Annotated in this window: 8 protein-coding genes; 2 read left to right on the top strand and 6 right to left on the bottom strand. The window is 51.3% G+C overall.

Going from position 1 to position 12,309, the window contains the following annotated elements; genetic code table 11:
• Positions 1 to 149: 149 nt before the first annotated feature.
• Positions 150 to 2,483, bottom strand: coding sequence for a type I restriction enzyme HsdR N-terminal domain-containing protein (locus VSQ83_RS24845; RefSeq protein ID WP_326427804.1), 2,334 nt, complete (start codon positions 2,481 to 2,483; stop codon positions 150 to 152).
• A gap of 528 nt (positions 2,484 to 3,011) precedes the next feature.
• Between VSQ83_RS24845 and VSQ83_RS24840 the strand changes: the two genes are divergently transcribed.
• Both VSQ83_RS24840 and VSQ83_RS24835 read left to right on the top strand, forming a co-directional pair.
• Complete coding sequence (locus VSQ83_RS24840; protein WP_326427803.1) at positions 3,012 to 3,371, top strand: hypothetical protein; 360 nt, start codon at positions 3,012 to 3,014, stop codon at positions 3,369 to 3,371.
• A 466-nt stretch (positions 3,372 to 3,837) separates the two neighbouring features.
• Positions 3,838 to 4,824: an Abi family protein gene (locus VSQ83_RS24835; protein ID WP_326427802.1), complete on the top strand. Its 987-nt coding sequence runs from the start codon at positions 3,838 to 3,840 to the stop codon at positions 4,822 to 4,824.
• Positions 4,825 to 5,171: 347 nt separating this feature from the next.
• Here the strand turns inward: VSQ83_RS24835 and VSQ83_RS24830 are convergent, their stop codons facing one another.
• From VSQ83_RS24830 to VSQ83_RS24810, 5 genes are all read right to left on the bottom strand, one after another.
• Positions 5,172 to 5,813, bottom strand: coding sequence for a hypothetical protein (locus VSQ83_RS24830; protein ID WP_326427801.1), 642 nt, complete (start codon positions 5,811 to 5,813; stop codon positions 5,172 to 5,174).
• Positions 5,814 to 6,800: an ImmA/IrrE family metallo-endopeptidase gene (locus tag VSQ83_RS24825; RefSeq protein ID WP_326427800.1), complete on the bottom strand. Its 987-nt coding sequence runs from the start codon at positions 6,798 to 6,800 to the stop codon at positions 5,814 to 5,816.
• A 452-nt stretch (positions 6,801 to 7,252) separates the two neighbouring features.
• On the bottom strand, positions 7,253 to 8,503 hold the full coding sequence (locus VSQ83_RS24820) for a transposase (RefSeq protein WP_326427799.1): 1,251 nt from the start codon (positions 8,501 to 8,503) through the stop codon (positions 7,253 to 7,255).
• A 98-nt stretch (positions 8,504 to 8,601) separates the two neighbouring features.
• Positions 8,602 to 10,611 (bottom strand): transposase, encoded by a 2,010-nt coding sequence (locus VSQ83_RS24815; protein ID WP_326427798.1) that lies wholly within the window; start codon positions 10,609 to 10,611, stop codon positions 8,602 to 8,604.
• Positions 10,608 to 11,570, bottom strand: coding sequence for a hypothetical protein (locus VSQ83_RS24810; protein ID WP_326427797.1), 963 nt, complete (start codon positions 11,568 to 11,570; stop codon positions 10,608 to 10,610). The genes VSQ83_RS24815 and VSQ83_RS24810 overlap by 4 nt, the downstream gene beginning before the upstream one ends.
• Between the last annotated feature and the right edge of the window lie 739 nt (positions 11,571 to 12,309).

The raw sequence follows: 12,309 nt of genomic DNA, 5'->3' as shown, positions 1-12,309 counted from the left end.
AACATCAGAACTTAGCACACGCGTTTTTGACTGAAAGCCGACCGCTTTCAATTCCTTTACTCACAGTCGGACATATCAGGGCTTACTTAGCAGAGGCGTTCCTGACTTCCTGCTCAGCATGAGCAAGACAGATCATCCCCGTACGGTTTTCATTTATGGGCGCCAACCGCCATCCAAGAGACACTACCTACAGGGATATTCGGATGTTTGATCAGCAATGGGAGAAGCACCTGCTCTGCAGTGACACCTGCCCAATGTCCCTGAATACCACCGAGACGAATCAGCTCGATCAATACGGTGTAAGTGCGAGCCAGCAAATGCGCAGAGTCCATTCCGTTGAGTATCATCATCCACGCCTCTCCCATTCCAGGGTACGTCCGGAACATCTTGAAGACGGCGTACGTCACAGGCTCTATGATGCCAACACCCCAAGCCGGAACGAACGTACCATCATTCATCTCATGAGAAAATAGTTCATAAGAGGCAGCAGTATTGCCAGGCCTACGCAGAGCCACTACCGACTTGGCAACCTCCATCAACACAAACATCTGCGGAAAGAATCCAATTTCCGCCGATCTCAAAGGATGCGCAGCCAATACATGTGAGAGTGTGATCCAAGGCAAAATGTTGTCGCTGTAGTACTCTGGAAATGTCTCATCTAGCCTGTCGGTATCATCAACGTCGCCAATAGGCAGGTCGATAGTCCTAATAGCGAACCGAGTTCGTGGCGAGCTCAGCCCTTGAATCGGTGTTTGCCCCAGAAGCTCCCGACATAGAGGTACCGGGTCGTTGCCTGATCGAATCAATGCAACGATTGCACGCGCGGCGATAATTTCACCCATGGGTAATACCTCCGCTGCACTCATCAACCATTCCATCGCACTTTCGACGCCAGACTCAACTTGACTTCTAAGGCGATCCGCAATAACGGAGGCAAGCTCGCTCACCAACATTTCGTAAAAGCCTATTCGGAAGACGGGAAGATCCTCATACATCCGCTGCCTAAGCGCTCCACGATCCAACAAGTATTGCCTGGACTCATTTGCGAGGTCATTCAAAGCCTCGTTACGCAATAAGAAAGCACTTGCGGCCTCTATCTCCATTCTGTCCGAACGGCCAGCCCCAAGATAATCATCCAGCGTGACCCTAGCCAGCTCATGGTAGTGACGCCTTAGTGTCACGTCATCGTAATGTTCACGTACGTAGTTTATGAAATCGATTCCCAGCAATGGCGGAGCTTCGGTCGCTCGCGATTCATCCCCTGTGGAACGATCCATGGCATTGCAGATCACCGATCTGAAAATCCATGGGCGCCGGTAATCATCGGAACGAAAACTCCCCTCCATCATCGTCACCCCGTGACGCTTAGCAGCTAAAACGGCGTGTTCGAATTCATTATCCTGTAGAGGGTGAACCGTGACTCTCTCGCCCACCCTACCCAGAAGAGAGAGCGCCCTGCCGTTACGCGACTTGATGACACCGTCGACCAATGCATCATCCATAGCCACTACAACGGAGAATCCGCCGTTCTGGGCAATCCTAACTAGATCCTCCAGTTCTCTTTGACTGGTTTCACTAGTGCTCCAGTAGTGATCGATGATGATCACCAACTTCATCTCTTGATCCCGCGCTAGACACTGAAGCCAGAAACGAGCGTCCTCGACTTTAAAGGGCCACTTCACAGTTCTGGCCAGCGCATCCGCCAGGCATTGAAGGTAGCCGCCGCCCCCATCTTCCAAATACAGCGGCACGAGAGAATTCCCTTGCTCGGTGATATTCACCAGCTCACGGAGGACATTGCTTTTTCCAGTGAGCGGCTCACCTTCGAGAATAACGAAACAGGAATGTTCGAGGGCTTCGATCACAGCCCTTGTTGCTTCACGGGGAATCAAAAAGTCCCGCGCAAACGGTACATGACTGTCTCGCAGCTCACCGGAAAGCGACTCAATCTTCTCAGCAGTGCTTTCCTTCACAACCGCGGACCACACGTCACAGACGGTACCCATCAGGGTCTGCGCAGCCTTGCGTATATCATCAGTCGCTAACGTGAGTGCGTTGTTGATCAAACTATCAAGCTGCCTCTCGTCATTGCTGACAGGATTCCACTCCTGCCCGGTGTATGTGCAGTACTGCTTAGTGATTTCTCCGTTAGAGACCACTACTAGAGGCGCAATCGGATCCAGCATCCGCGCATAGGAAACGCCTTGCAACCTATCTTCGTCGTGAAGCTTAAGCCCTTTACGCTTCAGCTCTACGACAGCCAGTGGGCGCCCCTTGTGAAGGAGAACGATATCGGCACGCCCTTCTTTGGCCCACGACTGCCCTCCGTCGATATCAACCAATGCCTTGCCCACGTGGAATTTGAACCGCCTCTGATGCTGGATCTCGATATCCGCACCAGGAAATGCGATTGCGATTACGGCATGCAGAGATGCCTCCAAATCAGCCTCAGTTAAGTGCTGCGTCGGTCGGTTCTCTGACATTAAGTCTCAACTCCACGTTCATATTGATAGGCGGACACGATTTACACCCAATTCTCATAGCGAACACCTCGCGTAACGCCGAATGCTCATATCGGTATCAAACAGCGTCAAGGATCTCAGTGCCTCATCAGGGCGAACTGGGGGAAAAGATCCTAGGTGAGTTAGGCAGGTTGATAGTCCTGGTCATACTCACCGTCGTCGGTGACCGCTTCTTCGAACGAGCAAGCGAAGGTAGGTCTGCCACGGATTGTTTGGGCCAAATTGATTGTTCAGCACCGTACCTAGAGCGTGAATATGCGGCTCCCACCAATACCATTCAGATCCCCCTGACTAATCATCTGAAGCCCTAATTAAAGTCTCCGTACTCGGAACAGCAAGGTGTACCCGGAGCTTAACGGAATGGCAGGTCTGATTCATATGGCTATTTGATGGCTCGATAACCGCAGCTATTTCGCTGGGAAGCAGGAATCGACGATGCCAATAAATTGGTGATAAAACCTTTATCACCAATTATCAAGGATGGTCTGCATGACCTTTAGCATCGCCTCCCACTTTGATCAGCTCTATTCTTGCCCCACATGCGATCGCGATCAGCTCAAGCGAAATGCCGACTTTGATGTTCGCACATGGACTTGCGTGGCGCGTCATCAACCGGTACGCATAGAAATTTCCGACCGCGGTGGAAACTCCTACCACGTCGAGCGACGCCTCGTTCAGCAGTTGCTTGCCGGTGACCAACTCGTCTACCTACGACCTGGCGGACGCTTGGATATCGGTGAAGTCAAGGCTTCGAGCCCGAGTACCGGCAAATGCAAGCGCTGGTTCCTAGCAGTTGAGCTCTTTGGTCATGATCTGATTGAGCTGGATAGTTACGTCAACATTCTATGAAGAGCGCGTGGGGTTAGGCTCACAAGGCTTAGGTCGTGACAGCAGTATTCGAGGTTCTACCTAATCCGGAGCTTCACATGTACGACCCTAATATTTGCCTAGACTGCGGCCTGCTTTTCATCTGACTACAGTGAACGGTTTCATAACCCAACAATGCACCATGGAGTCGCTCGACAAGATATGAGTTTGAGGTCCTTTGAAACCGTCCTTGGAGACGGGGTAGAGCCTCCTTCAGAAAATCGTTTTCTGACCCGTTTGAAAAAATGAGCTGAAATTTCGACACTCAAATCCGACTCGGATTTTCGATCGCCCACTTTCGCTACGATTTCGACGTTTTTTCGTCAACTGATTTCACTTGACGCTAAACGTTGCATTCGGCAGTATTATCCCCAATCGCGCCCGATCCTCTGGTGCTGGCTCAGTCCGGCATTACGTTCGGGCCTTCTTATTTCTGGAGACATGGAAGTTGCTAGCTCCGAAACCTTTCCGGACCTACCCCGATCTTGTCTCCCTGCTCACACAACGCAATATGCACGTAGCCGACCTGGCGCGCGCAGAGCGTAAGCTCGCTCAGTTGGGATACTACCGCCTCAGCGGATACTGGTATCCCGCACGAGAGTTCGACAAGGATCCTGCGACCAACCAGGCTAAAATTTGTCCGATTTCGGGCAAACCGCTTCGCCAGGATGTGTTCGCTGCTGGGGCTGATTTCGACGACGCCGTTTCCCTTTATCAGTTCGACAAGCATCTCCGGCTTCTTATGCTTGATGCTATCGAGCGGCTAGAGGTTAATCTGAAGACCGTGGTAGCTCATGTGGTGGGGTACCACCACCCGATGGCATACACCGACCCCAAATTCATCCGGCCAAAGCACGTCAAGAACTTCACTTCGCGCGGAAAGGTAAGGAACAAGTGGAACGAGTGGGTAGCTCGGCAGCAGGAGCTACTGAACAGGAGTACCGAGGACTCCATCGAGTGGCATCGTCAGTCGGGGAGGCCCATTCCTTTCTGGGTCGCGGTGGAGGCCTGGGATTTTGGTGCGCTGTCTCGCTACTTCGAGATGCTTAACGGCACTTACCAGAACCAGATTCTTGCAAGGTTTGGTCTAACCGACGCGCGGATCTTCGCCCGCTGGTTGCAGGAGATCAACCTCCTGCGTAACCGATGTGCTCATCACACTCGGATCTGGAATCAAGTGTCCCTGAACCCGCTTTCCGCACTACCTGCTGAGCCATATTTCATTGCACTGAACTTGGACGGCAATGCGCTGACTAGACTCTATGGTCTGGTGTCCATTGTCTGGTTCTTGCTGGAGAAGATCGCGCCGCGCTCGAACTGGATCAAGGCCGTCGCGAATTTGGTTGATACTAAACCCCGGTTGCCAGGGTGCACGTTTGGATCTTTCGGGCTACCAACCGAGACCGGGTTCCCCCGGGCCTCCTTCGGGATCTAGCCTTTCGGCAAATTGTCAATCCCACTATCGAGCAACTGCGCCAAAAGAATCTCACGCGAAAGCCCTAGGCTTGCGAGGCGCACCAATGTGCTAGCGGCCCCTATTGCAACGCTGCGCGCCAAGACTCGATGTGGGGTTGAGATTGGGAGAAGACCAGCCCGTCCACGGACGAACGTACTCCTCAAGTCGAACAGGTATAGCTGAGCCTGAATTAGGTAGGAGCCAGACCGGTGATTTGCTGGAAGGCTCGGCCCGAACGCAAATGCTGAGAAGCTGAATGTACCGACCGTTTCGGCTCGCAGGCAGTGGTCAGAGAGGTTGAAGCTGACGATGCGATGCAGAAGGCATCAAGGACGCAGGAAGCACCGGGCGGGCATGTAATGGTTCAAGCAGTCCAAGGTGTGCTGCTCGGCCCTGCCATTACCAAACGCCATGTTTAAGACGGTATCGAATTTCTTCGCATTCGTGGTCGTTTCTTTGCCGTAGCCAACCTTTGTGGTGATGTGCTCGTGGCCGTAAATGCCGATTGCCTTCACCAACAACGATTCCAGGCATTCAACTCGCTGGTAGAGGATGGCCTTGGCGAGCTCGCAGTCGGATTCGTAGATAGCGCTTAGAAAAATCTTATCCCCGGTGGTCAGAGTGAAACTCGTGCTTTGCGAGTGGAGATTTTCTGCGTGTAGGGTCAGCTGCAATTCGCCGTCGTGCACGCCATCGAGAGGCATCAACTGCTCGAGCAATTCGAGATTCTCTTGAGCCACCCCCAGCTTTTTGCAGGATTCGACCATCTGGCACAGCCGACCGAACGCGGACGCGTTGCCCAGACGCTTATCCAGACATTTGGCTGGGTTATTCAAGTAAAGCGAGTAAGGCGCCTCGCCAAGCACATAGCAGTCCGTAAAGCTGCAATTGAGCACCGTCAACGCCTCATCGACGAGATCGCATTGAGCCAGTGCTACCAGGACATCATTGTCAGCGAGCACGATCATTTATGCGATAAGAGTCCGAAGCAGGTGCTCGCTGTCAGGATCAAGCCCATCAGCCAAATTGCTCAATGCACGTTCACGTATCAGATCTTGATCAGTGAGCGGTCCTGAGATCGATTTGACCGCACCCACACAGAGTCCGAAGATTTTCGGGTTGTTGTGGGCAACGTTCAGCACTGCATGTGTCGGATCAATCTGCCGGTCTCTTCCGAACCGAGTGGCGATATCAGCAAGCGCGTTTGCTTTGATGAGCCTTGGCAGGACCAATCGGGTATCAGCATTCCCAGTTAATAGCTCGATCGCAAAACGGTCAGCTTCGATCTCCTGAGAATTGCGTCCTTCCTCGGACTCTTCTTTGGTGATCTCGTCATCCACAATCGCACCGTTCTCAGACAGATGTCCTAAAGCGATATGACCAAGCTCGTGGGCGAGATGGAACAGCAAGAAGCCCTGCTTACGAACGTTGGACAGGACGATGGATGGCCTGCCTTTGATCGACATAGCGATGCCATCCATTTTTTTCTTTCCCAGCAGCGGGGAAGCCAAATGGAGGACAGGGATGCTACTGCTCCAGCAGAGGTCCAGGAGCTGGGTCAGGCCGACCCACGGCGCCCCGCTAGCGAGAATCTGAGAACGAATCTGCGCCGCGCTTTTCGGTAGCGGAGAGTAATCGTTGTCCATCGAACCCAGAGCGATTCGGGAAGCACTCTTCGCCAATGCAACAGCCACAGCGACATCGCTTTCCGATGTCCTAGAGGACAGCTTGAACCGCTTTTCGACAGGCAAATCGAAGGCCACGCGAGGAGGACTCTCGCTGAATGCCCGGATTTGAAGGCTCAATGCCTTAGCCAGGTAAAGCTTGGCCCGCTGTGCGGCTCCTGGGGTCGCCTCAATCTCGGGTGACCACCATTCGGGCATAAGACTGACCAGATTTCTCTTGGTCAGGCCTTGGCTGTGGAGGGCGGAATAGATGCTTTGAATATCAGTCATGATCAGCCCTCCGTGGGTAGATGCGCTTACGAAATAGACTGCGGTTAGACGGCCCAGTGAATTGGGAAAGTCACCGATATAGTCGAAATGATAGCATTCTGTATAGTTTTCCCATAGTTCTCCATGTTTGATCCAGCTCTCCAATCGGAGTTCGGATACAGCGCAAGCGTTCATCCGGGCTTCGTTTTCTACACCCGCCCTTTGTGATGCCCCCCAACCACTCTGTCAGCGAAAGTCATTTTCATTGCGTAAGACAGCGCCAGCAGCTCGCACTAGAAGTCCTTCTGAGCTAAGTCGATCTGCCTCATCAATGCAGTGTGAGCTTCCAGGGAGAGAATCGCAGCCTTCCCCTCTGCGGCCTTTATGTATCCCCCACGCGCTCATACAGCGTTGCTGGATCGGCTGACACACCACTGCCAGATCGTGGAAACAGGTAGCCCCCGTAAACCTCATCATCTTGGCTTTTTGGGGTTAGACGGCAGCGACATTGAGTCTATGTAGTCCTGAAAAGCTCTATTCGACTCTTCATCCGTCGCCTTCAGCACCGTCGGGCGCCGGACTGGCTTAAGCGGGCGTGCAACGTCACCAGGTATCAGGTCGATGTCTTTCATCACCGACCGCTCATTTTCGTTGAGTGCCGAATCAAAAACCTTCGCGATCACACGATTATCCCGATCCGCACGAGCGAATTTCACCACATTCGACTTCATCTCAATTGGCAGGTCGAAGGGACAACGCAGATCCAGATGGCGACCAGTCGACCGAGGTTGTAGTGCTTGAAAATGCAGCTCTTCGACTTCCTTCGAATTGCTGGAATACTCACTGGCACAATATGCCCGGCTGATATCAGAGAGAATCACATATTCTCGACCGGCGTTACGGCACTCAATATAAGCGAGCTTTAGAAGCTGGACGGCAAGCCGTTTGATCCCGAAAGTAGAACGGTAAAGCTCCACAGCAAGGTCGTCGATGTCGGTCTGAATGTGCCCCCCAAAAACCCTGATGCACTCAGCGACGTAATCTTTCCAGTCCTGGCTTTCAGGCTCGTCCGGCAACATGATCCGAGGCTCCGAGAGCAGCCTCTGCTTATCCTCACTGTTACGACGGAGCAGCTTATGCACGAGGCTATAATTGGACACGAAGATCATGGGAGGTCCAATGGCAGCCATCGTCAGCAGAATGTCAGTGACCTTGGATGCACCCAAACCAGTGTTAATGTGCTGCGTCTCTTCAAGAACAACCAATGAGATCCCGTCACGGTTAGCTCGTCTGCGGCTTTCTACGAGCAGCTTTGACAAATTCCAGCGTCCACCGGACTCTTCGCTCCCAAGCACGAAATCGGTAAGTAGCTGCTTGCCACCTGCCTTACCACGCGCACTCGCATACCAATGTGAAATCAGTTTGACGGCCCCGTGATAATGATCACAGGTAAAATCCATGGGCTGTGGCAAGATTTTTCTCAACGCTGCAATCGTTTGGCTCTTTCCAACACCAGCCAATCCCGTTAAGCATACTGGTGATACTTCTACCTCTGGCGGGTTGTATATTCTTGAGACGTACTCACTTTCGGTTGCAAAAAGCTTACTGCTATGAAGAGATGCTCGTCCCGCCATCTCCTTGATGAAATCCAAAGAGAATTGGTTCGGTAGAAATATTTTCATCAAAACTTCTGCTAAGGCCTCTGCGGCGATAACAGAATCCATGGCGCTCAAGCAGCCTACCGGTTCGGGTCTAACTGTTATCAAGCCTCGGATCTTTTCTGCATCCAAGCACCCGTCGAACCGAGATTCAACTGACTGGTTCATTTGGCTTTTCCCCTAAAGCGATCGTAGTCAGCCACGTCCCGCTGGGCTGCCCCGCCTTTAGCCGGCCTTCCAAGTTTACGCTCGCCACTATCCCAATCTTCTCCAGTATTTCGCTTGAATCGATCCTTGAAATCCTGCTGAACCGCGGGCCTTTCATCCCGAAGAGCTGCAGCTGCCTTTCGTCGCGCCTGATCGATTTCCTGCAGATCACGCAATGAAATATCCTCGGCGCCAGCATGAGTGCTTGCAGTTCGCACAAAATCTAACTCATATAAAACTCCATTAACTTCAATCCATATGTGCCGAACACACATTGTCAAAACAAAAACAGACGTTTCAATAACGCCTTTCATGGCTACCTTGTCAAATACCCCAGTCGCTACCAAGGATTGAGATCTATATTTACGCCCATAGAAATAGACTGCGTCCTTTCGTATTTTTGCGGGACAATTTTTTAGAAAAGTTTTGACTGCGGTATCAAATTGCATCCCAATCGAAGAGTCTCGACCTCGACAACTCCAATAGTTGTAAATATCAAATGGAGTCGGTTTTATGCCGGCCAGATACATTTCTTCATCCATCCGTCTTCCTGCATCGGAGGTGTGATTGTCGGAAATGACTCGAAAAATTTCACGTTTAGCCATCTCAACGAAATTTAACTTACTATGAAAGTGCGTTGGTTGGTCCAAGGACTTCTTATTCCTCGGATGAGAAGACTCAACAGTCGCCTTCGACTGCCCAGAAAATACGGGAGTCAGTTCGAAAGCTTTGAGCCAAGTAATGCTGGGCTCACCGTCGTAGCCTGCCCCTGGCCCTCGATCAAACACAATACCGCCGGACAATCCTTCACTTGGCCATTCCCCAGGCTTAATCTCAATGCCAAACAACTCACAAAACTTCACCTTACCAATAGCCATGCAGAACAGGGCCATTTTGTAAGCATCCATATTTTCTCTGCCCTCCGAAAATCCGACGCCCAATACAGCCCCCGATAAACCGCACACAGCACGGACCACGCAAAAGCTATCAACCGCGCTTCTTTCTGTGAGACCGGTCAGCTTTTCAGAAATATTGTATCCGTCAAACTCAACACTCTGATTTACATTAATAAGCTTCTCAGCGAAACTTCCTTCCGACCCCGAAATAGCTCGTGCTTTGTGCTGCCCTTTCAATGCACGCTTGAGTGCCTTGGGACTTATGAGCTCTCCAATCCAATATTTAAACTGGTTGAATGTCGGGAATGGCTTACCATCAGGATGCACATATTCTTTATGGTTTTCACCCTCAGCAACAACGCATCCAAACTCGCGGGTAACAACGTCGTTATAAATATCGTTCTTTGTTTTATGTGCTGATTTGAACTTCAGAAAGCCAGAGAGAATCTTTCTTTTCATACTCGCGTCAGACGGGTATCCGTGTCGTTTTCCTTTCGGAGACGGCCTGCCTAGTTTTCGTACACGAGAGGGATCTTCCCGATTCCAACCGCCAAGCCGGTGCAGGGGTGGCATCAACGCCCATTTGTTATGTCCAAACGTGATATAGGTGTAGAACCACAACCTAACTCGGGCTGCGTTCTGCTGCGGCCGCTGGCCTTTGGCATGAACATTGATAAGAGCGTCTGGATTATCACCTGCTAAAATCTCGTCCCTCCGTGCAACGAGGTCAGAAATAGCCACGAATCGCCGGTTGACCTTCTGGTCGTAGCTCTCCTTTACTGACTGCCTTCGGCCCTCCAAGTGAGTTACTGACACACCCTCAATGGGTGCAAGCCAAGGAGGAAATTTTTCACCAGGACCGTCTTCTAACACCCACCCGTTTTCAAGTGCATCTTCAAACTCGATCCTGGATAACGTGATCAGATGGGTGCTCAACTCCTTGCCATCGTCACTGAACATCACGAGCCTAACCCGGTTCCGGTTGCCGTTACTGCTTAGGAAGTAATAGGTGACGCCCTTCGAAAGGCTGAGAAACCCTTCCGGCGCGATAATTCGAGACCCCGTCATCATGGCGCCGACTCCTCAAAGAGCGAGCCATAAACGGAGAAAAGATCGCCACCATCAGTGGAAACTGGATGGTCGATGTGAATGGGATTGAAAAAATTAACCGACAGCTTTCGATCCCAAATGTCTTGGTAGAACCTTGCGATGAACTGGTCACGAAAGCCCCACCGTGCCCCGTATTTAATCGCGACATGCGCCACCGGGTTTCCGGCAAGGACCGCCGCTCTGACATCAGCACTGAATTCATCAAGCAACGCTTTCTCATGACTTAGCGGGAGGTCATGCATTACGAAAAGCATGTTCAGATTTGCAATGACTGCCTGTTCGACCCTATCAAGAGAAACCTGCACCGTTCTGACACCTGCGCTAGCGTAATACGCTCTCTCTAGCTCAGTCCTGAGCTCGGCATGGTCGCGATCCTTCTTCTGCTGGATTGGAGTCTTTGGCCTTGTGCCTCTCCTTTCGCGAAATGCATCCTCGCGGTCTTTGACGGTCCAATTAACGGCATAAGGGATGCCGTCATGACCTTTCATGTATAGAAGCAGGTCACCCTGGTAAGGAAAGGGCATCCTGTGTCGGTTGCCATCAGGGCCTTCAACCACGATTTCGTGGTGCTTGAAACCAATCTCCTTGGCTATCTCTACCGTTCCACGTACAGGGCGAGGAGAAGTGCCTCTTGTCAGTGGATGACCACGAAGGGGATGCCCCGAGCTAAATGGCCATAGCATTTTTTGTTCATGGATATCGAGAAGGTCTGTATGACAAAGTGCAAGTTGAGCAAACACCCGTTCAGGAGTTGAGAGAACGTGCAATGTACGGCCGAGTTTTGCGCTATGAAGCCTACTGATCCGCGAGCCCTTAGGGGCTTCACGGGGTACCGCTAGCGTCGACGGAATGTACTCATGTCCCCATTCGAACCGACCTTGACGGCCCATAATCAGAGCAAATTTATCCTGCAGTTTCATCTTGGTAATTCCAATGTCATTTAAGCACGTCCTTCCGCCTTGGCTGGGGATAACAAATATGGCGTATGACGAACTCCATACCCAGCGGGCAGGTGCACACGCGCATCGCTGTGGATAACACGTGGCATCTTGTGGACGAACGAAGTCGTGCGGGACTTGACGCCCCACATGTATGGAATAGACAATGGATTCGTCAGGCACCAAATCTGACTTATCCACAAGGGCCCAAGCTCGAACTTGGGCCTTTGTCTATCTGACTTCTAGCTTTACGGTTAGCTAGACTTCATTTTAATTCCTCCTAACAAATTGTCACCTTTCACTTATAGACATGTACCACAGCACTTGCAGAACTTGTACCACACCTACTTTAGAGCATGTACCACAGCACTTGCAGAGTTTGTACCTCACGTACTTGTTCCACAATAAGCTTTAATCGATTTAGGTACACGCCGGTGTCCACATGGACGCTCTATCTACGGTTAAAGAGAAACATGTTACCGCTTGAAATTACCTGCTGACAACCAAAAAGTTCCCCATGCTGCTCCTGTGCTGGCGCCTAATAGTTCCGTCATCAAAAGCTTCGATGATTTACGCGCCAAAATCTTCGAGTTACGCGCAAAGCTTAAACCAAGATCCTTATGGCTATTAACTTTGTTATTAAGTAAATGCTATTAGCACGCGGCTTTTATTCCAACACAGAATTTCGTGAAGAACGTCGACATATATATCATAAGCATTG

It is taken from the genome of Pseudomonas sp. DSV-1 (genome assembly GCF_035830915.1).
GTDB lineage: Bacteria > Pseudomonadota > Gammaproteobacteria > Pseudomonadales > Pseudomonadaceae > Aquipseudomonas.
The sequence above is the reverse complement of the archived record's forward strand: the minus strand, read 5'-3'. Positions and strand labels throughout refer to the sequence as shown.

What these genes read in the sequence shown, in the direction of transcription:
- VSQ83_RS24845 (WP_326427804.1), bottom strand. Translation starts at nt 2,483, where the DNA reads ATGTCAGAGAACCGACCGACGCAGCACTTAACTGAGGCTGATTTGGAG.
- VSQ83_RS24840 (WP_326427803.1), top strand. Translation starts at nt 3,012, where the DNA reads ATGACCTTTAGCATCGCCTCCCACTTTGATCAGCTCTATTCTTGCCCC.
- VSQ83_RS24830 (WP_326427801.1), bottom strand. Translation starts at nt 5,813, where the DNA reads ATGATCGTGCTCGCTGACAATGATGTCCTGGTAGCACTGGCTCAATGC.
- VSQ83_RS24825 (WP_326427800.1), bottom strand. Translation starts at nt 6,800, where the DNA reads ATGACTGATATTCAAAGCATCTATTCCGCCCTCCACAGCCAAGGCCTG.
- VSQ83_RS24820 (WP_326427799.1), bottom strand. Translation starts at nt 8,503, where the DNA reads ATGGATTCTGTTATCGCCGCAGAGGCCTTAGCAGAAGTTTTGATGAAA.
- VSQ83_RS24815 (WP_326427798.1), bottom strand. Translation starts at nt 10,611, where the DNA reads ATGATGACGGGGTCTCGAATTATCGCGCCGGAAGGGTTTCTCAGCCTT.
- VSQ83_RS24810 (WP_326427797.1), bottom strand. Translation starts at nt 11,570, where the DNA reads ATGAAACTGCAGGATAAATTTGCTCTGATTATGGGCCGTCAAGGTCGG.